This window comes from Halomonas qaidamensis (assembly GCF_025917315.1).
GTDB lineage: Bacteria > Pseudomonadota > Gammaproteobacteria > Pseudomonadales > Halomonadaceae > Vreelandella > Vreelandella qaidamensis.
This window is the reverse complement of the sequence record NZ_CP080627.1, coordinates 1,812,662-1,832,060: the sequence shown is the minus strand read 5'-3', so window position 1 is coordinate 1,832,060 and position 19,399 is coordinate 1,812,662. Positions and strand designations below refer to the sequence as shown.

Annotated in this window: 19 protein-coding genes; 14 read left to right on the top strand and 5 right to left on the bottom strand. The window is 48.7% G+C overall.

The window, feature by feature from the left end:
• Positions 1-8: 8 nt before the first annotated feature.
• From tamB to K1Y77_RS08495, 3 genes are read left to right on the top strand one after another with little or no spacing between them, the layout of a single operon-like run.
• A complete protein-coding gene (tamB, locus tag K1Y77_RS08505) occupies positions 9-4,016 on the top strand; it encodes an autotransporter assembly complex protein TamB (RefSeq protein ID WP_264431348.1) in 4,008 nt (1,335 codons plus the stop codon).
• 9 nt (positions 4,017-4,025) lie between these two features.
• Positions 4,026-4,652 carry a peptide-methionine (S)-S-oxide reductase MsrA gene (msrA, locus tag K1Y77_RS08500; RefSeq protein ID WP_264431347.1) on the top strand — a complete coding sequence of 209 codons (627 nt, stop codon included), beginning with the start codon at positions 4,026-4,028 and terminating at the stop codon, positions 4,650-4,652.
• 34 nt (positions 4,653-4,686) lie between these two features.
• Positions 4,687-5,217: a c-type cytochrome gene (locus K1Y77_RS08495; RefSeq protein WP_264018244.1), complete on the top strand. Its 531-nt coding sequence runs from the start codon at positions 4,687-4,689 to the stop codon at positions 5,215-5,217.
• A gap of 56 nt (positions 5,218-5,273) precedes the next feature.
• On the opposite strand, the gene can is transcribed toward K1Y77_RS08495, so the two are convergent.
• Positions 5,274-5,921, bottom strand: a complete 648-nt coding sequence (can, locus tag K1Y77_RS08490) for a carbonate dehydratase (protein WP_030072973.1) — start codon at positions 5,919-5,921, stop codon at positions 5,274-5,276.
• A 171-nt stretch (positions 5,922-6,092) separates the two neighbouring features.
• On the opposite strand from can, the gene gorA reads away from it, so the two are divergent.
• The 4 genes from gorA to K1Y77_RS08470 all read left to right on the top strand — a co-directional run bounded on the left by gorA (position 6,093) and on the right by K1Y77_RS08470 (position 10,202).
• Positions 6,093-7,475 carry a glutathione-disulfide reductase gene (gene gorA, locus K1Y77_RS08485; protein ID WP_264018245.1) on the top strand — a complete coding sequence of 461 codons (1,383 nt, stop codon included), beginning with the start codon at positions 6,093-6,095 and terminating at the stop codon, positions 7,473-7,475.
• Between the two features lie 271 nt (positions 7,476-7,746).
• Positions 7,747-8,325: a diaminobutyrate acetyltransferase gene (gene ectA, locus K1Y77_RS08480; protein WP_030072977.1), complete on the top strand. Its 579-nt coding sequence runs from the start codon at positions 7,747-7,749 to the stop codon at positions 8,323-8,325.
• A 114-nt stretch (positions 8,326-8,439) separates the two neighbouring features.
• Positions 8,440-9,708 carry a diaminobutyrate--2-oxoglutarate transaminase gene (ectB, locus tag K1Y77_RS08475; RefSeq protein WP_264431344.1) on the top strand — a complete coding sequence of 423 codons (1,269 nt, stop codon included), beginning with the start codon at positions 8,440-8,442 and terminating at the stop codon, positions 9,706-9,708.
• A gap of 101 nt (positions 9,709-9,809) precedes the next feature.
• Positions 9,810-10,202, top strand: a complete 393-nt coding sequence (locus K1Y77_RS08470; RefSeq protein WP_030072981.1) for an ectoine synthase — start codon at positions 9,810-9,812, stop codon at positions 10,200-10,202.
• Between the two features lie 118 nt (positions 10,203-10,320).
• Here K1Y77_RS08470 and K1Y77_RS08465 read toward each other — a convergent pair whose 3' ends face one another.
• Complete coding sequence (locus K1Y77_RS08465) at positions 10,321-10,857, bottom strand: DUF3833 domain-containing protein (RefSeq protein ID WP_030072983.1); 537 nt, start codon at positions 10,855-10,857, stop codon at positions 10,321-10,323.
• A 222-nt stretch (positions 10,858-11,079) separates the two neighbouring features.
• Here K1Y77_RS08465 and K1Y77_RS08460 point away from each other — a divergent pair, with 222 nt between their 5' ends.
• The 6 genes from K1Y77_RS08460 to yidD are packed head-to-tail and all read left to right on the top strand — an operon-like array spanning position 11,080 to position 15,753.
• Complete coding sequence (locus K1Y77_RS08460; protein WP_264431341.1) at positions 11,080-11,916, top strand: ATP-dependent zinc protease family protein; 837 nt, start codon at positions 11,080-11,082, stop codon at positions 11,914-11,916.
• Between the two features lie 38 nt (positions 11,917-11,954).
• Positions 11,955-13,478, top strand: coding sequence for an inactive transglutaminase family protein (locus tag K1Y77_RS08455; RefSeq protein WP_030072986.1), 1,524 nt, complete (start codon positions 11,955-11,957; stop codon positions 13,476-13,478).
• The gene (locus K1Y77_RS08450; protein WP_264431339.1) at positions 13,475-14,473 is read left to right on the top strand and encodes an alpha-L-glutamate ligase-like protein; all 999 of its coding nucleotides are present in this window, start codon (positions 13,475-13,477) and stop codon (positions 14,471-14,473) included. Before K1Y77_RS08455 ends, K1Y77_RS08450 begins: the two co-directional genes overlap by 4 nt.
• Before the next feature lie 31 nt (positions 14,474-14,504).
• Positions 14,505-14,954, top strand: coding sequence for a transcriptional repressor (locus tag K1Y77_RS08445; protein ID WP_030072989.1), 450 nt, complete (start codon positions 14,505-14,507; stop codon positions 14,952-14,954).
• On the top strand, positions 14,954-15,421 hold the full coding sequence (gene hisI / locus K1Y77_RS08440) for a phosphoribosyl-AMP cyclohydrolase (RefSeq protein ID WP_030072991.1): 468 nt from the start codon (positions 14,954-14,956) through the stop codon (positions 15,419-15,421). Before K1Y77_RS08445 ends, hisI begins: the two co-directional genes overlap by 1 nt.
• Before the next feature lie 56 nt (positions 15,422-15,477).
• Positions 15,478-15,753 carry a membrane protein insertion efficiency factor YidD gene (gene yidD / locus K1Y77_RS08435; protein ID WP_264431445.1) on the top strand — a complete coding sequence of 92 codons (276 nt, stop codon included), beginning with the start codon at positions 15,478-15,480 and terminating at the stop codon, positions 15,751-15,753.
• A gap of 30 nt (positions 15,754-15,783) precedes the next feature.
• On the opposite strand, the gene K1Y77_RS08430 is transcribed toward yidD, so the two are convergent.
• Together K1Y77_RS08430 and K1Y77_RS08425 are read right to left on the bottom strand one after the other, a co-directional pair.
• Complete coding sequence (locus K1Y77_RS08430; RefSeq protein ID WP_030072993.1) at positions 15,784-16,203, bottom strand: SufE family protein; 420 nt, start codon at positions 16,201-16,203, stop codon at positions 15,784-15,786.
• A 37-nt stretch (positions 16,204-16,240) separates the two neighbouring features.
• On the bottom strand, positions 16,241-17,437 hold the full coding sequence (locus tag K1Y77_RS08425; RefSeq protein ID WP_264431337.1) for a tyrosine-type recombinase/integrase: 1,197 nt from the start codon (positions 17,435-17,437) through the stop codon (positions 16,241-16,243).
• 198 nt (positions 17,438-17,635) lie between these two features.
• Here K1Y77_RS08425 and K1Y77_RS08420 point away from each other — a divergent pair, with 198 nt between their 5' ends.
• On the top strand, positions 17,636-18,670 hold the full coding sequence (locus tag K1Y77_RS08420; protein ID WP_264431335.1) for a DNA-binding protein: 1,035 nt from the start codon (positions 17,636-17,638) through the stop codon (positions 18,668-18,670).
• A 73-nt stretch (positions 18,671-18,743) separates the two neighbouring features.
• Here the strand turns inward: K1Y77_RS08420 and nfuA are convergent, their stop codons facing one another.
• Positions 18,744-19,355: a Fe-S biogenesis protein NfuA gene (gene nfuA, locus K1Y77_RS08415; RefSeq protein WP_030072999.1), complete on the bottom strand. Its 612-nt coding sequence runs from the start codon at positions 19,353-19,355 to the stop codon at positions 18,744-18,746.
• Positions 19,356-19,399 lie beyond the last annotated feature (44 nt).

The window sequence follows — 19,399 nt, the reverse complement described above, 5'->3', positions numbered from 1 at the left end:
AGAGCACTTTGGCTAAGGTTGCAACAGCGGCATCTACTAAGCGTCAACCGCTCTCAGTTCAACATCGCTTTGGATTATTATTGTGGAGTTTAGTGCGGCTAGTTATTGTACTGCCACTATGGTTATTTGGTTTGATTGCGCTACTGCTCGGCGTTGCGCTTTCGCCCTGGGGTACTGGCCAGCTATTCTCTCAGGGCGAGCAGCGAGGCTATTTCACCTATGAACATCAAGCAGGCGCACTGCTTGATCACTTTGAATTGCAAGGTTTTCAGCTGTCGCTTGGTGAGACACGAATCAACGTTGACAGCCTAGCGCTAGCCTGGGCTGAAGATTGTGTGCTGTCAGGTAAGCTGTGCCTGGACAAATTTCATCTAGAAGGTGCGGATATTCGTTTGGGCGAGAGCACCGAATCGGCGCCAGAATCAACTGAATCGGAAGGGATGCCTAGCATCCAACTTCCTTTTCCTATTGAACTACGCTCGGTTGAGTTGAATAACGTTCAGCTGCAGCTGGCTGACGGAACACGTATCGGCTGGGAATCGTTTTCAACCGCAATGACTGCACAGCAGCATCTTGTTAATGTCGCGCCCACCACGCTCATGCGTCCAACACTCTATTTACCTACCTCTGCTGGCACTCAACTGACTGAAGGTATCCAAACGCCGTTACATGCATCTGGCATTGATGGTGCTATTAAGTCTACCCAGCCTATCAAAGCAGAATCTGATGAAGCGTCCGAAGCATTGGCCGCACGGGAACGAATTGAACTACCCGAGATAGTGCTACCTATTGATATCGACTTAGCATCTCTTACCGTGGCCGACGTCACTATCAGCGGATCAGTTGATTACCAAGTCGAACGATTAGCTGTCGTTGCTAGTGCCGAGGGTAGCCAAATAAACCTCCGGTCGTTAGAGTTGCTTACGCCTGATGCTGAGGCCAATTTAACAGCCAGTGCTACATTATCAGGCAGTTATCCGCTAGATGCCCAATTAACGTCAACCTTGTTTTTACCCGAGATATTTCCTGAGCTAAGTGGCGAAGAGCTTGTTCTCGAGCTATCGGGATCACTAGAAGCGCTTACAGCCAATTTAGAAGCATCCGGTGTCGTTGATGCGTCACTGGAGGCTCAAGTTGATGCGTTAGCGCCGACGCTACCCTTCGATTTACGACTACAGAGTAGCCGCCTGCAGTGGCCACTCACCCAGCCTAATAGTGATGAGTCAACGGCAGAGCCCTATATTGCTGAAGATATAGATATCATTGCCAGTGGCAGTTTGGAGGCGTACCAAACGACGCTTTCCTTGAACGCTCAAGGTCCTCAAGTACCAGCCACCACTATCCGACTCAGTGGCGACGGCGATCTTTCATCATTCCGTTGGACGCCGCTAACCCTAGCGATTGATGACAGTTCACTTAGCAGTGAAGGGGAAGTTAACTGGGCTTCGACACTTCGGGTTGACACCACCATCAAGCTGGAGCAGTTCGACCCTTCACACTTTATCGAACAACTTAACGGCAATCTCAATGGTAATATTACGGCTAGCGTGCGCCAAACCGGTGATCTGTGGGAAGTCAGTCTACCGGTGCTTGATATTGACGGGCAGCTTCAGGAATATCCTTTAACGTTACAGGCCGCTTTAGAGGCTAACAGTGCTCTCGAAGTTGATATTCAAGAACTTCTTTTCACTCAAGGAGACAACCGATTAACGGCCTCTGGCCAGATGAGTGAGCAAGCAATGTCGCTAGATACCGAGATTGCATTGCGACAATTACAGACGCTGCATCCAGATTTGGCGGGTACATTAACGGGTAATATTCTCGCTAGGGGTAGCTTTAGCCAACCTCGAGTGGAAGCCGAATTGACTGGTCGTGATTTACAGTTTGCCGAAAACCGGATTGACGCCTTATCACTGACCAGCAATATCGACGGGATCGAAGACCCGTCGCTAGACATTGACCTTGGCTTGCAGCAAGTCAGTGCAAGTGGTCAGGCATTTTCAAATATTGCCCTGGAGCTTAACGGTCGTTTATCACAGCATGCAATGACTGTCAGTGTCGATGGCCAAGCCGATAACATGCTAAGCCGTGCATTTGTCTCTTTAGAGGGAGGTTTTGATCAGCAAGCACAGCAGTATCAGGGTCAGCTCACACCGCTGGAAGTTGACTCCGAGTTTGGCAATCTACGTTTAGAAGCCCCCCTTGATATTCGTTACAGCCTTGCTGACGGCCAAGCACAGCTTTCACCTTTTTGTATACGTCGCGAAGAAGGAGGGATCGTTTGTTCGGAAGAACCGATTGGCGCATCGGCTGACCAAGGACGAGCGGTACTAAGCATTAGAGAAGTACCAATGGAAGCAGTGGAGCCGGTACTGCCAGAAGCGTGGAGCTTAGAAGGTGACACGACGGCAGACATCGTTGCAGCTTGGCGCCAGGGCGGAACACAGTGGCAGGCGGATGTTCAAGTATTAAGTGAGTTGGAGATTACTGCGGTTAACGATTACGGCCAGCCAGTACAGCTTCCCGTGATTCGCTTGGATACACAGCTGGAAGCCAACCAAGCTCAGGCCGATGCCAATATTGTGCTGTCGTTTGAAGAAGCAGGTGAACTTACCCTTGATCTTACTGTTAGCGACCCCCTTGGCAGTGGTGGTTTAAATGGCGAGCTACGAGCCCAGCAAGTTTCTTTAACCCCATATCGTCCATTAGTGGTAGGCATGGATCGCTTAGAAGGCGATTTAAATGGCAGTATACAGATTTCTGGAACAACCAATCAGCCAGACTTACAAGGTCAGCTTGCACTTCGTAACCTAAGCGTTCATGGTCCAGATATTCCTATCGATATCAAAGATGGCGAGCTGGTCGTTGCATTTGATGGTGAGCAAGGCGACATAAATGGGTTTGTTGCTGCTGAACGTGGCCGCTTAAATATCACCGGGGATGCCTACTGGCCCGCGGGTGACGATTGGCGTATTGGGGTCGATGTTAATGCTATCCAAGAGCCATTATTAATCGTGCTGCCACAGTTTGGACGTTTAGAAGCAGCGCCTGATATTCGTATCCGGGTAACGCCAGATCGCCTGCAAGTGCGAGGTAATGTGGATTTACCGTGGGCGCGCTTGGAGGTTGGTGATCTTCCTGCTTCGGCTGTTAGTCCAAGCTCTGATGAAGTCATTATCACGGAACGTGACGACCAAGAAGCTGAGCGGCTAGCCCAGCAACGGGCAACGAATGGTGAGCCAAGTGCTGCTGACGAATTATCACAGTCAGGCATGGCCCTTGATGTGCTCATTACTCTAACGTTAGGCCGTGATATGCAGATCTCAGCATATGGGCTTAATTCTGGCTTAGGTGGTACGTTAGAAATTCGTCAAGACAGTGGGGCACTTCAGCTATTTGGTGATGTCAACCTAGTTGATGGGCGTTTTCAAGCCTTTGGTCAAGACCTTTTGATCCGTAGGGGGCAGCTCATTTTCAGTGGCCCTCCGGGGCTTCCAATTCTCGATTTCGAAGCAATTCGCAATCCAGATATCACCGAAGATGAAGTTATTGCCGGTCTTCGGGTCAGTGGTAATGCAGAAGAACCCAACGTATTAATTTTTTCTGAACCAGGTATGGATGAAACTCGAGCGCTGTCATATTTATTAAGAGGGCGTGCACCCGATGCGTCTGGTGGGGGGATTGATAGTGCGCTGACGACTGCGCTAATTGGGATGTCACTCGGCCGAACGGGGGGCGCTGTTGGCTCTATTGGGGAAGCATTCGGTATTAGCGATTTAACGTTAGATACCACAGGTGCAGGTGATAATAGCCAAGTAGCACTTACTGGGCAGTTAACCGATGATATTCGCATTAGCTATGGCGTCGGCATTTTCTCTCCTATCGCAGAATTAACACTTCGCTATACCCTTTGGCGTAACTTGTACGTTCAAGCAGTATCGGGCGCTAACCAAGCAGTTGACTTAATTTATACCTTCACTCGTTCAGGTGACCCTACTATTTTTCCACGGCAGTAAGAGGGCGTTATGACGCTATTTTCTAAAGCAAGTTCAGCACCACTTGGCCGCTTAACGCCGATTGAAACGAGTCATACACATACCGTTAACGGACATTCACTTCATCCTCCTTTTCCAGCAGGGTATGAAGAAATCGTGTTAGGAATGGGATGCTTTTGGGGAGTTGAGCGTCTATTTTGGCAAGTGCCAGGGGTTTATGTTACCGCTGCAGGCTATGCCGGAGGCGAAACACAAAACCCCACTTATCAAGAAACCTGTACGGGCCAAACCGGTCATACCGAAGTCGTCAGGGTAGTCTACGACCCAAGCACCACTGCTCTAGAAACACTGTTGCAAATTTTTTGGGAACAACACGACCCTACTCAAGGGAATCGTCAAGGCAACGATGTGGGTAGCCAATACCGTTCGGCTATTTTTACGACAACAGCTGCACAGTTAATTGCCGCTGAAAAAAGCGCCGACGCCTATCAAAAAGCTCTTGATAGTGCGGGGCGTGGTGCGATTACCACCGAGATCAAACCCCTGGACGTTTTTTATTATGCGGAAGCTTATCACCAGCAGTATTTGGACAAGAATCCTAATGGATACTGTGGTCTCAAAGGTACCGGCGTCACGTGCCCAATTCAATCGTGGTGAAATCGGCAAAATAACCCATCACAAGGCCATTAACATGCCACACACATTTAAACGCCTATGGCTCATACCTTCGGTGTGGTTCGTGGTTATCTCTGGTGGCATTGCTACCGATGCTATGGCAGAAGAAATGGTAGCCGAAAATACTGTGCCGCCGATGCCACAAACGATTGAAGACAGCCCCTTTGCAAGTGAGAGAGAAGCTGTTATTTGGCGCCAAGACGAGCTTAAGGAGTTAGAAAGGCTTCTTCGTCAGCTGCGTTTTGACTTGGTCAATAACCAAGATGCGCGCGGGGCTGCCCCACGTCTAGTAATGCTCCAAGAGCGAGCTACCCAAGCACATTTTTTACCCGCGTTTATCGTCGGCACTCATGGGCGCGGATCTGATGCCCGTCCAGAAATTTGGGAAGAGTGGGAAGATTTTGCTGAGGGCTTCACAGATCTTGAGCAAAAAGTGGAAACGCTAGTGGATGCCGCCGAGCAAGAGGATTATCGCGCTGCCACGCAAGCATTTTCGGATGTTGGTTTGAGCTGTAAAAGCTGTCATCGCGCCTATCGCTATAACTAGCCGGGGGGGGTTATAACTAATAGAGATAGACCTCACAGAGATAGACGCGGCTATTGTCAGTCGCTTTGCTGAAGGCGGTCGATACGGTAAAGGGTTTCAACCTGTTCCAGACCAGTTATGGTGCAATTGAGATCCTTTACTCGGCCATCGCTTAACCCGTAAACCCAGCCGTGAACTGAGATATCTTGGCCCCTTTGCCATGCGCGTTGTAAGATTTTAGTCCGGCATAGGCTATTAACCTGAGCTTTAACGTTCAATTCGCACATGCGATTGATTTGATCTTCAAGTGGGAGATGCTCAAGCGCATCGCGATGGCGATTATATTGTTCGCGAACCGAGTGAAGCCAATAGTCCACCACGCCGCACTCACCACCAGTCACTGCTGCTTTAATACCACCGCAACCATAATGCCCCACAATCATTATGTGACTAACGTGAAGTACATCCACCGCATATTGGACAACAGACAAGGCATTCATGTCGGTATGATGGAGAAGGTTAGCGACGTTACGGTGGACAAACACTTCGCCCGGTGGAAGTGCGATTATCTGATTAGCGGGCACACGACTATCTGAACAACCAATCCATAAATAGTCAGGGTTCTGTTGGTTAGAAAGGCGCTTGAAATATTCCGGGTCTTCATCGCACATACGCTCAGCCCAGGCACGATTATTATCCAGGAGCGTCGCAATAGGGTTTGACATTGAATCTCCGCTACAGGTTAAAAGCTGTTAGGTTCAAGATAGAGCACACTAGGTTACAGAGAGAGCGTTTTTAACCTTCTCAGAATCTAAGGTCAATCTTTGTGCTTAGTGCTCGTTAGTGCTAAGCAGATGATGGCAAGTATATGCAGTGGTTTAGGACAGGAGTAGCACATGTCGGAAAATGCGCAATATGAATTCGATTTACTGGTGATAGGAGCAGGTTCAGGCGGTGTTCGCGCTGCGCGAATGGCCGCTGCAGCAGGAGCCAGAGTCGCCATAGCAGAAGATCGTTACTTAGGCGGCACGTGTGTCAATGTCGGCTGTGTTCCAAAAAAGCTTTACTCTTATGCTGCCCATTTTCACGATAGTTTTGATGATGCTGAAGGCTTTGGTTGGCATTTACCAGGTCCTGCAACATTTGAATGGTCCGTTTTACGTGACAATAAAACCAGCGAAATAAAAAGATTAAATGGCATTTATCAACGGATGTTGGAAGGCGCTGGAGTGATGTTATTAAATGCCAGAGCAACGGTAACGGGGCCGCACACCGTTGCGTTGACTTCGGAAGAGGGTGTTAACCAGGTCACCGCGCAAAAGATACTACTCGCCACGGGTGGCTGGCCATGGGTTCCTGACTTTCCTGGCAGTGAACACACCGTCACTTCTAACCAAATATTTGACCTAGATGCATTTCCAGAGCGCTTTTTGGTTTTAGGTGGTGGCTATATTGCAGTCGAGTTTGCAAGTATTTTTAACGGCCTCGGTAGCGATACTCACTTGATTTATCGGGGCGACTTGTTTCTGAAGGGCTTTGATGAGGAAGTTCGAGCGTTTACTCGCGATGAAATGATTAAAAAGGGTGTCAACCTCCATTTCAATACTAATATTGAGCGTATTGAACCGCATGGTTCTGCGTTTAAGGTGTATTTAACTAACGGTGAGTGCCAAGAAGTAGATGCCGTTTTAGCCGCAACAGGACGTAATGCCAATACGCAGGGACTGGGCCTTGAAGCGTTAGGAATTCACCTCGACAGCAGTGGAAAAATCCCTGTCAACGAGCGTTATGAGACGGCGATTCCTTCCATTTTGGCGCTTGGCGATTTAACTCAAGGGCCTGAATTAACCCCTGTCGCTTTAGCCGAAGCAATGCAACTAGTGGACATCCACTACACAAAGACACTGCCCAAACCACTGGACTACGCCACTATTCCTACCGCTATTTTTTGCCATCCTAACATCGGAACCGTAGGGCTATCTGAGGAGGCTGCCAGAAAAAAAATTGGCAACATACGCGTCTATTGTACGAATTTCAAAGCAATGAAACACACGTTGTCAGGTAGCCAAGAACGAACCCTAATGAAATTGATTGTGGATGATGCGTCGGATGTTGTCGTAGGGGCGCATATGGTAGGGGATGAGGCTGGTGAATTAATACAAGGGATTGCAATTGCGGTCAGGGCTGGTCTTACAAAAGAAGATTTTGATCGCACCATCGGTATCCATCCAACAGGCGCAGAAGAGTTTGTCACAATGAGAACACCTGCACGCAATTGATATTTTAGCAACACTATTTATGGCGAGCCTTAGCTCGCCTTTTTTTATCTCGCACTATGGCAGGTTGATCTAAACTCCTTCAGTACGACTGTTTTCTATCACCAGTAATTTTTACCGCAACTGTTTTTTTACCCCCCTAGCCTTTCGGCATACCACACGGCGTTTGATAACCAAAAATTATGGAAAACGTAAGGATGAATAATATTATTTTTGAATTGCTCATAATCAGCTGTTATAATGATTCTCAAATTCGCTACAGCGAAGCATAACCATGAGTACGCCAATAACACCTTTTACCCCTTCTGCGGATCTTGCACGCCCGACAGTTGCAGATGCTGTAGTGGGTCATGCGTCTACGCCGCTATTTATTCGTAAGCCAAATGCAGATGATGGCTGGGGCGTTTATGAATTAATCAAAGCATGCCCACCACTTGATGTTAACTCTGCTTATGCCTATCTATTGCTGGCAACTCAGTTTCGTGACACCTGTGCCGTTGCGACAAATGAAGAGGGCGAAATAGTAGGTTTTGTATCTGGTTATGTGAAAGACAACGCACCAGACACCTACTTCTTATGGCAAGTTGCCGTTGGTGAGAAAGCGCGTGGTACAGGCCTAGCACGCCGTTTAGTTGAAGCCATCATGTCGCGTCCAGAACTCGACAATGTGCATCACCTAGAAACCACCATCACACCAGATAACCAGGCTTCATGGGGGTTGTTTCGCCGTCTAGCAGCACGTTGGCAAGCCCCATTAAACAGCCGAGAATATTTCTCTACCGAACAGCTAGGTGGAGAACATGATCCAGAAAATCTAGTTCGTATAGGTCCATTTCAAACTGACAGCATGTAACAAAGCTGATCAGCTCAACTCAACTATTCCCGCTGACCCACATTTTGAATAGATTCTGCTATTTCTGCCAGTTTGTCTCACGCTTGGCTCAATGATTAAAAAAGGAGGTCGTTAATGCAGACCCAGACGCTTGAACGCATGGAATCCAACGTACGTACTTATTCGCGCTCATTTCCCGTTGTGTTTACGAAAGCCCAGAATGCTCGTTTAACTGACGAGAATGGACGTGAGTACATTGATTTCCTAGCCGGCGCCGGTACGCTTAATTACGGTCATAATAACCCGCATCTCAAACAAGCGATGATTGACTATCTGTCTACAGATGGCATCGTGCATGGTTTGGATATGTGGACCGCAGCAAAACGTGATTATTTAGAGACCTTAGAAGAGGTTATCTTCAAACCACGCGGCTTAGATTACAAGGTACACCTACCTGGGCCAACAGGGACTAACGCAGTCGAAGCGGCCATCCGATTGGCCCGTGTTGCTAAAGGTCGCCATAATATTGTGACCTTCACCAACGGCTTCCACGGCGTTACTATGGGCGCATTAGCGACTACGGGTAACCGTAAGTTCCGTGAAGCGACCGGCGGCATTCCCACCCAGGGCGCAAGTTTTCTACCCTTTGATGGCTATATGGGTGAACACGCAGATACGCTGGACTACTTTGAAAAACTGCTTAATGATAAGTCTGGCGGGCTAGATATTCCCGCGGGCGTTATTGTTGAAACCGTGCAAGGCGAGGGCGGTATTAACGTGGCAGGCCTTGAGTGGCTCAAACGCCTAGAAGGTATTTGTCACGCCCACGACATTTTATTAATCGTTGATGACATCCAGGCAGGTTGTGGCCGTACAGGTAAATTCTTTAGTTTCGAACATGCCGGTATTACGCCAGATATCATCACCAATTCGAAATCTCTTTCTGGTTTTGGGCTGCCTTTTGCCCACGTATTGATGCGCCCTGAACTAGATAAATGGAAGCCCGGTCAATACAACGGCACTTTCCGTGGCTTCAGTTTGGCGATGGTAACTGCCACCGCTGCACTTAAAAAATATTGGTCAAACGACATCTTTGAGCGTGATATTCAGCGTAAAGCGCGTATCGTTGAAGAACGTTTCCAGAAGCTAGCGGCCTTACTTAGTGAGAACGGCATGCCGGCAACCGAGCGTGGCCGCGGCCTTATGCGTGGTATTGATGTTGTCTCAGGTGATATTGCTGACAAGATCACCAGCAAAGCGTTTGAGCATGGGCTCATTATTGAAACCAGCGGCCAAGATGGCGAAGTAGTGAAGTGCCTATGTCCGCTAACAATTAGTGATGAAGATCTACTGGAAGCACTGGATATTCTTGAAGCGTCGGTTAATGCTGTTATCCAAGAGTAATGCAGTTTTAGGCTACTTTTTCAGTCACTTGAATAAGTGGCATCGATTCAGTACTGGGCCGTTGAGCGACTCAGCTAAACGCCTCACTATGGAGTACTTCTATGATCGTTCGCAATATTGAAGAAGCACGCAAAACGGATCGTTTGGTAACCGCAGAAAATGGCAACTGGGATAGTACGCGCCTAGTGCTTGCCAATGATGGCGGAAACTTCTCGTTCCACATCACTCGTATCTTTGAAGGTACTGAGACTCATATTCATTACAAGCATCACTACGAATCCGTATACTGCATCGAAGGTGAAGGCGAAGTAGAGACGTTGGCAGATGGTAAAATCTGGCCAATCAAGCCAGGCGATATTTATATCCTGGACCAGCATGATGAACATCTGCTGCGTGCGCACAAAACGATGCATTTAGCATGTGTGTTTACGCCACCTATTACTGGCAATGAAGTACATCAGGAAGACGGTTCTTACGCACCTGCAAGTGAATAAAACCTTAATTAGATTAATGGCTTATAAAAACAGCCTGCTTAACTAGCAGGCTGTTTTTTTGATCAACAATTGAGACAAGGTTGATGGAGAGCAAGTAAAAGGTCGCTAAGTTGGTCGTTTAAGGAACAATCTGCTCAAAAACCAGCGTGATTTCTCCTAATGTAAGGCCAAATTTACGCATGGCAGTCCGATTAATTAAACGCCCATCAGGCTGTAAGTACATCCAATCATCCATGGTAAAACGAATAGTGCGACCACTGACTTCAATATCAAGCGGATAGCGCATATGAAAGGCATGCCCATACTGACGAGCATCTACTTGACCCTCCACATCATTAGCCGTGCCAATCCAGTGGTGATCGTCAACACGCTCAAATACCCAGACCCGACGATCTGTTTCACCATCCGCAAACACAAAGGCTTCATCAAGCGTTAGCGTGTTGTTTTCATAAGTACCAACAATATCGACTGTAAAACGGCGCTGTACTTCACCAGAGTAGTCTTGCACCATGCCCCAGGCCCGGGTGTCACCAGTGAAGTACTCAGCGATATCTAAACGGGGCGTTGTGCTGGCATAATTTTCGATGTCGACATTGGCACAGCCTGCTAGTACAAACGCAGTGGCAATATAGATAAGCTTGCGCATGCTAATCATTATAAATCCCTTACATAGAGAATGGTTTTCGTATAGCTATTGTAGGAGAAAAAAGTGAGGCAAAGTACCAGCAGCGTATAAAATTGTCTTCATCGTAGTTCGCATAATATATATTATGTTAAATTGGTAAATAAAGGTATCAAAACGCCATGCTCAGGTTGGACAATACAATGTCCTTCTCCTTATCATTCCTTCTCTTATTGTTTAAGGATATCTCTCGTTATGCGCTCAGGTGTATTGTGGCTAATGGCTGGTTTGTCGCTTTCGTTTGCAGGCTGTGCTGTGACGCCGCCAGAAACGAATGAACCACCGCCATTAAGCGAAGCGTCATTTAACACTCGTATCCTTGAGCTTGAAACCTCTCTTATCAGGCAGTGTGCTTCCTCTTCGGCCTTGCATGAGCAACAGCTCAGCCAACAGCAGGGTTTAACGGCTGATGTTCGCGAAGTTGGCAGCTTGCTGCGCAATTTGCGTCAAGACGTGGCCAACCTCCAAGCACGGGGTGAAGAACCGGTTATTGTTCGCGAAGAGTGTGATATTGATCCCACTCATGACACCAAAACTCTGCTCGGCCGCAGTGAATGGGTTGGGCTGCCCAGTATCGGCACTTATTTGAAAGCACGGGTTGATTCCGGTGCAAACACATCCTCTCTATCAGCATCGGATATTACCCGCTTTGAGCGTGATGGTGAAAACTGGGTGCGTTTTAAACTGGCACTTAATGACGATGACGTGGTGGTAGATCGTGTTCGCGATGAGTGGATTGAAGCTCCTATTGTTCGCCGCGTGCGAATTGTGCAAGCGTTAGGTGAAGAATCTCGTCCGGTAATCTCACTGTTAATGACCCTAGGCCCGATACGCGAAAATGTTGAGTTCACACTTAATGACCGCTCTCATCTGGACTATCCAGTGCTATTAGGACGGCGATTTATGATGGATATTGCCACTATCGATGTGGCTCAAACGTATCTCTACGAACGCCCAGAATTCCCGGGTGGCGAACCCGCCGATCAAGCCGCTGAAGATGAAGCCGCTGATCAGGACGACACTGAAGAATAACAGCTCTCCCTCGCCGTTTTTCGCTGAAAGGAATCATGATGTCACGGTTGCCGTTTTATTTGATTGTAGGATTACTATTGCTGGTTGGCATTGCGGCCAGTGTGCATCGACACATTCAATTCGAAATTCCTTGGCTGCCTGGTGAACAGCGCCAAGTGTGGGAAATTGAAGCGGTTATCAACTTTAATGCCCAAAACGGCCCTGTCCAAGTTGACTTGGCGCTACCTTCTCATCAGGCCGGCTACCGGGTTTTAACGGAAAACACCGCTTCCTCAGGTTATGGACTTGCCTATAAAGCGGATGAATTAGGTCGCCAGGCTGAATGGACGATTCGGGAGGCAGCTGGTAGTCAACAGCTTTACTATTCCGTCCAAATGCTCGTTTCGCCTGATGCACGTTCGCCGGTGCAAACGCCGCCAGAATTATCAACTATACCTCCCTGGGAAAGCCCTTATGACACAGCGGCCAGCCAGCTCATTGATAGAGCTTGGTCACGCAGTGCCAATAATGCCACCTTTGCCAGAGAGTTGATTTTAGATATCAATAGTGAAAGACAAGGTGAAAACGCGCGGCTGCTTTTGACACAAGAGCAGCCTTCGGCACTGATTGTGCGCTTGTTAAATCAAGCCGGTGTGCAAGCAAGAGAAGTTAGTGGGCTGTTGATGGAAGATGGCCGTCGACGCCAAACCCTGAGCAGCTGGATTCAGGTGTTCGATGAAGCTGCTGAATCGTGGACACTATTTAACCCTGCCACTGGAGAACAAGGAAAGCCAGATAACTTGCTGCTTTGGGAAACGGGTGGTCGTGCTGTCCTAGAGGTTCAAGGCGGCACCAATTCTCGCGTCACTTTTTCTATGCTGACGCACTATCAGCCTGCCTCTGCTGCGGTTCGTAATCACTATTCCGACGACACGCTACTTAACTTCTCTATCCATAGCCTTCCTTTGGAAGAGCAAGCGCTTTTCCAAACGATTCTACTGATTCCCATTGGTGCACTGGTAGTGGTGTTCTTGCGAGTGCTAGTTGGGGTGAAAACGTCGGGCACATTTATGCCGGTGCTTATTGCATTAGCATTTATTCAAACGACGCTGCTGACTGGCTTGATAGGGTTTCTGCTCATCGTGGCGATGGGACTGATTATTCGCAACTACCTCTCCTACCTTAATTTACTTTTGGTAGCGAGGGTTTCAGCGGTCATCATTACCGTAATAGCAATTATCTCAATTTTCACTGTCATTGCTTATCGTATGGGCCTAAGCGCGGGGTTAACCGTCACTTTTTTCCCGATGATTATTCTAGCTTGGACGATTGAGCGGATGTCGATTCTTTGGGAAGAGGAAGGGCCAAAGCAGGTATTGATTCAAGGTGGGGGCAGTCTTCTAACGGCTGTATTAGCGTTCCTCGCCATGAACAACCCCTGGATCCGTCATATCACCTTCAATTTCCTTGGTGTTCAGTTCATTCTGATGGCGCTGATCTTATTGTTAGGTAATTACACCGGTTATCGTCTATTAGAGTTACGTCGCTTTAAGCCCATTACCGATGAAGAGAAATCCTCATGAGTTGGCTAAAGAACTGGACGTGGCCCTCTCGGCTCAGAGATAAGGGAATTATCGGCATGAACCGGCGAAACATTCGCTACATTGGCCGCTATAATTCACGTCGCCTGTACCCACTTGTTGATGATAAGTTGAAAACCAAGCTGATTGCTCAACGCTACGGCATCACGACACCTGAGCTCATCGGTACGGTAACAACTCAGTTTGGTGTGAAACATATCGATGAGATGCTGAGTGGCCACTCAGGCTTTGTGATCAAGCCAGCCAAAGGCAGTGGCGGCAAAGGAATCCTCGTTATAGAGAAAGTACACGAGGGTGCCTTTATCAAGCCCAGCGGTGTCAGCTTGACGATTGAAGACATTGAGCGCCACGTTTCAAACATACTTTCTGGGCTGTACTCACTAGGCGGCTCACCAGATGTCGCGGTCATCGAAACACTGATCAATTTTGATGAAAGCTTGATGGCTTATACCTACGAAGGTGTACCAGACATCCGTGTCATTGTGTTTAAAGGCTACCCCGTCATGGCGATGATGCGGCTTTCTACTGCCGCCTCAGATGGTAAGGCCAACCTTCACCAAGGTGCTGTTGGGGTGGGTTTAAACATTGCGACAGGGGCGGCATTGCGCGGCGTACAGTTTGATAGGCCCTGTTATAGCCACCCTGATACAGGCCACGATTTAGCAAGCTTGGTCGTGCCTCAGTGGGACACCCTACTTCACCTTGCCGCTAGCTGCTACGAGATGACTGGGCTTGGCTACCTAGGTACCGACATGGTACTTGATCGTCAGCATGGCCCTATGCTGCTAGAGCTTAATGCACGCCCAGGTCTTGCTATTCAAATGACAAACGGTGAAGGGCTGAGGCGTCGGCTCGATCTAATCGAACAACAGCCAGACGGTGTTCCTGTTGCTAAGCGGGTGGCGTTTGCACAACATTATTTCGCCCGACAAAGTGAGCTCGTCGAAACCCCTGACACGCCTTCGGTAACGGCGTAGACTACGCCTAAGACGTTCAACGAGTTACCTAATGACAGAAGCTAATACGCTATTACAACAAGCGGAGTCTCAGTGCCATACCCGTGGCGTCAGGTTTACGCCTATTCGTCGCAGGGTGTTGGAACTGATTGCGGAAAATGGTGGCGGCTTAAAAGCATATGATTTGCTAGATCAACTATCTACTGAGCATGCTGCTGCCCGCCCTCCAACCGTTTATCGCGCTCTCGATTTTCTGATTGAGCAAGGCCTAGTACATCGCATTGAGTCTCAGAATGCTTACGTGGCCTGCGCCTGCCCCGAGCATGTCCACGGCTTTCAACTATTGATTTGTCGCAAATGCGGTTATGTTGAAGAGCTTCACTTAGATGAAATAAGTGACCAGCTGGCTGCGTTAGCTAAGCATCAAGGGTTTAATGTCGAGCGTCAAACCATAGAGCTTCAAGGCTTGTGTCAACAATGTCGAACTGCGAGTAATGAGTGATGTCCCGTTTTGATCAATTACCCCCTGGTGATCTCTTCAAGGCATTGGAAGTTGCCAGCCCTTCTGATGATCTGCCCCAGATAAATGCCTTGTTAGATGCCGTACGATTTAATGAAGGCGGATTGCTTCCTGCCATCGCCCAACAGTTTGATTCAGGCGAAGTGCTAATGATGGCATGGATGAACCGCGAGGCACTCGAAGAAACGCTAACCACTCAGCGTGTTTGCTACTACTCCCGTTCGCGTCAAAAGCTGTGGCGTAAAGGTGAAACCTCTGGCCAGCAGCAGCAACTAAAAAGCGCTGCGCTTGACTGTGATGGCGACACGCTGCTACTCCAAGTTGACCAAACGGGTCCTGCCTGTCACACCGGCCGACGCAGTTGCTTCTACGTATCGCTTAGTAATGAGCACGCAGCGATTACCAGTGAACCGCTTATCGATCCAGCGACCCTTTACGGCAAAAAATAGTGTTACGCCTGCTAACGTTAATAAAGCACTGGACTTTGAACACACTTTCATTGGTGATGATAGGCTTTATTAAAGTCTACCAATACACTATTAGCCCACTGCTGGGGCCTCGCTGCCGATTCTGGCCTAGCTGCTCTTCCTATACCGTTGAAGCCATCCAAGTACATGGCCCTTTTAAAGGGGGCTGGATGGCGATAAAACGCATTGTAAAGTGTCACCCAGGCAGTGCTGGCGGTATTGACCCGGTTCCCGGCGGTAGAAGCGAACGATTATGCCAGGAAGATCCCGACCTAGCCGAGGCGCCGTGCTCAACCTGCAATCACCGGCGCTGATATACCTCAAGTCGATTGTTCTTTAGCTTCTTATTCTGGCTGCTTTGCCACTTGGTAAATACGCTCCAACATGGCATGTAAGCCGTTGCTGCGGGTCGGTGATAAGTGCTTATCTAAGCCTAAATCTTTCAAGAAGTGTGGCTGGGTATGATTAATCTCATCGGGTGTGCGATCGCTATAGATTCTCAGCAGCAGCGCAATTAAGCCAGACACGATGGCAGCATCTGAGGTTGCCTTGAAGACCAGCTTGTCGCCCTTCTCTTCATGACACATCCATACGTTGGATTGACAGCCTTGAATCTTAAACTCCTCGGTTCGCTGCTCCTCGGGGAAGTCAGGCAGTTGCTTCCCCATATCGATGATGTATTGATAACGATCCATCCAGTTATCAAAAATTTCAAACTCTTCGACCAACTCTTGCTGGGCCAGCTCAGCGCCTGAAGTTGCCATGGCGTTACCTTTGGGTTGATGTCTAATGTGGTTGATATTATAACGGTTTAGAGGGGGTTTTGGGGGCTGATTTCAAGCGATGGCGTTGCTGCTCTTGGTGCCATTCGTTGTCCTCGATATGCAAATAGCGGCTTGTTGTATCTAGCTTAGAGTGACGGGCACTTTCAGATAAATAGCGCAGACTTACCCCCGACTGCGCCTGATGAGTGATCGCCGTGTGCCGTAGCCAGTGGGGAGTCGCCCTACGCAGCGCACTAACATAAGCGAGCTTGCCATTTTGCGCCTCTAGCGCATCAGCGGCTTCGCTAAATGTGCTTTTAAGCAACCGGTAGAGCTGGTTATCGCTAATGCCACGATGCTTATCAAGCGCGCGAATGAGTGGAGTAGGCTCGTGGTAACTGGGCAATCCTTGTAACTCAAGCGCTCCTCGCCACTCGATTAAGCATTCCAGCATGTCGTTGGGCACCGGAATGCGCGCAAGCTTACTGCCCTTGCCAACCACTACCCACCACCAGCGCCCCTCTCTTTCCTGAAAATCATCCATCCGTGCGTTAGCCATTTCACTAATCCGAGGGGCTAACAGATAAGCGAAGCTGACGATAAACCGTCGCCGCGCTTGCTCGTAAGCTTCTCGCTCACTAGTGAGCTTTGCTGGTGCATTTAGCCACTGCCAAAACCAGGCCCAGAGATCGCCTTCTAAATAGCGCTCAATGGTTTGAGTCTGGTTATTTAGCCGCCTTGCCTTGTCACGCATCAGCACAAATGGGTTGTGCCTTACCCACCCAGCTTCTACCAACCAGCTATATAGGCCCTGCAGAATAATCAGGCTTTGACGCCGGCTTGCCGGTGAAAGCCCGCCACGAAAAGGCCGCCATTGGGCATGATAACGAGGCTTACTTGGCCCCACCCACTGCTCAGCTGGCTGTGGATCTTCCAAAAAAGCCTCGTATTGGCGCAACAATTCACGATTCATATCGCGTAACTGATTGTTTTGGCTAGCCAGCCAAAGCAACAGTCGCTCTGCTTCCCGGCGGTAACTTTTCAGCGTTTGAGGGCTATCTTGATACTCCTGCAGCCACGCAGCCACCGCCTCGACATCGTTTTGGGCGTCAATTAACAAAACGTCAGTTTGTGGCGCATCAAGCAAGGAGAGCTTAGGCAACAAATCAGACCAGCTGTCCTTTTCTAGACGCTTACTCCCTAGCGATCGCTGTTTTGTTACCTCTGTGGGCATCGCTACGCCTCCCTCTATGAGTGCTTCTTCAATAGGTTAAGTGTGACGTTACGAGCGAAGAAATTCAAGATAATAGGGGTAATCTTGAATTTATAGCGCTAAGTGTAAATAATATTACGTTTTATGTATTACGTAATTATTGTAATTTTAACCAAATGCTATGAAAATAGTGCTATCAATCTGATAAGGATAAGCGCCATGGCTCGCAGCGGGATTCAATACAGTGATGTTCAGCAAGCAGTCGATACCCTGCTCGCTCGTGGCGATACCCCAAGCGTTCAACGCATTCGGGAAGTACTGGGCACAGGCAGCTTCACCACGATCAGTGAGCATTTCCGTAGTTGGCGTATTGAGCGAGAGCAAAATCGTGACGTTCCGCCACCTAAGGGCGTTCCAGAAGTCATCGTTAATGTGGCAAGCGAGCTGTGGAGAGAAGCGCAAGAAGTCGCTAACCAGGCTCTCATCCACTATCGCGAGGATGCCAATCGACAAGTGGAGAACGCCCAGCAGGAAGCCGCTGAAGCCCTTCAGCAAGCGGCAAATGCCGAACAACGTGAAAGCGCCCTTGCGGAGCATTTGAGACATACAGAGCAGCGCCTGGAAACGCTAAACCGGGAGCTGGCGGCTAGCCAAGCCAATGAGCATCAATGGCAACACCAGGCAGAACAAGCCGCTAAAGATGTCAAGCAGTATCAGCAGCTGTTAACGAAATCTGAGTATGAAGTAGCTACACTTAAAGAGCGCTTTGCTGAAGAGCAGCAACAGCGACAAGCCGTTTGGGAACAGCGTCTTACGCAGGAAGAGCAGCGTAACGAAGCAGCAGAAGGAAAACTGATGGCGCTGCTAGATACGTTAAGGCAAGAGCGGGCCCAAGAAGAAAAAGCACTGCAAAAACGCCTGCAACAGACGGAGCAACGTGCAGACACGCTTACGAAGGAGCTTCAGCTAAAAAAAGAGACGCTACAGCACTACCAGTTAGACAACAGTAGCTTGCAACAGCGCATTGATGAACTTGAGCGCATGAACGCATCGCTTGAAGAGCAGCACAACAGCCTAAAAAATGATCTTAATAAGGCCTACCAAGCATTAGAAAAACAGCATCAAACAGCGCTTAAGGATGATAACTGGCAGCAGCAGCTTTGGCAGCGTATGGAAGCGCTTCAGGAACAGCTAACGGCTTTGCCAAAGACGCTCTCTTTCCAAGAAAAAGAGAACAGAACAAACGACGAGTGACCGTTCACTCATAAAAAAGCCCAGCAAATTACTGCTGGGCTTTTGGAGCGAACACAATGTCACTACTATAACGTTAGCGGTAATAGGCGTTCGTTGTATCGGTATGGTCAGTCACATCACGGATGCCTGCTAATTCGGGAATCCGCTCCATGAGTGTTTTCTCAACACCATCTTTTAGCGTTAGATCGACCGCAGCACAGCCTTGGCAACCGCCACCGAAGGCAAGAATTGCCACGTTGTCTTCAGTGAGTTCGACCAGTTTGATTTCACCGCCATGAGCTGCCAACCCAGGGTTAATCTCACTGTAAAGCGTATAATTGATACGGTCTTCCAGCGGACTATTGGCATTGACTTTAGGCATTTTCGCGTTAGGAGCCTTAATGGTTAACTGGCCTCCCATACGATCTGCATTAAAATCAACTACTGCTTCATCTAGAAACGCCAGGCTGTTTTTATCAAGAAATACGTTAATCTTTTCAAGCTCAAGCTTAACGTCAGTTGGCTCTTCTTCACCTGGGCGGCAATACGCTAGGCAGGTTTCTGCGTAGGGTGTGCCTGGCTGGGTGATAAAAATGCGTACAGCGATACCCTCAACGTTCTGTTTTTCCAGCAGCTCAGCAAGATACTCCTGAGCACTGTCAGTAATATCAATACCTTGAGTTTCAGTTTCGGTAGTCGCGGTCATAAGGGATGTTATCCTCCCGTGGTTGTGGCGTGGCCACATCACAT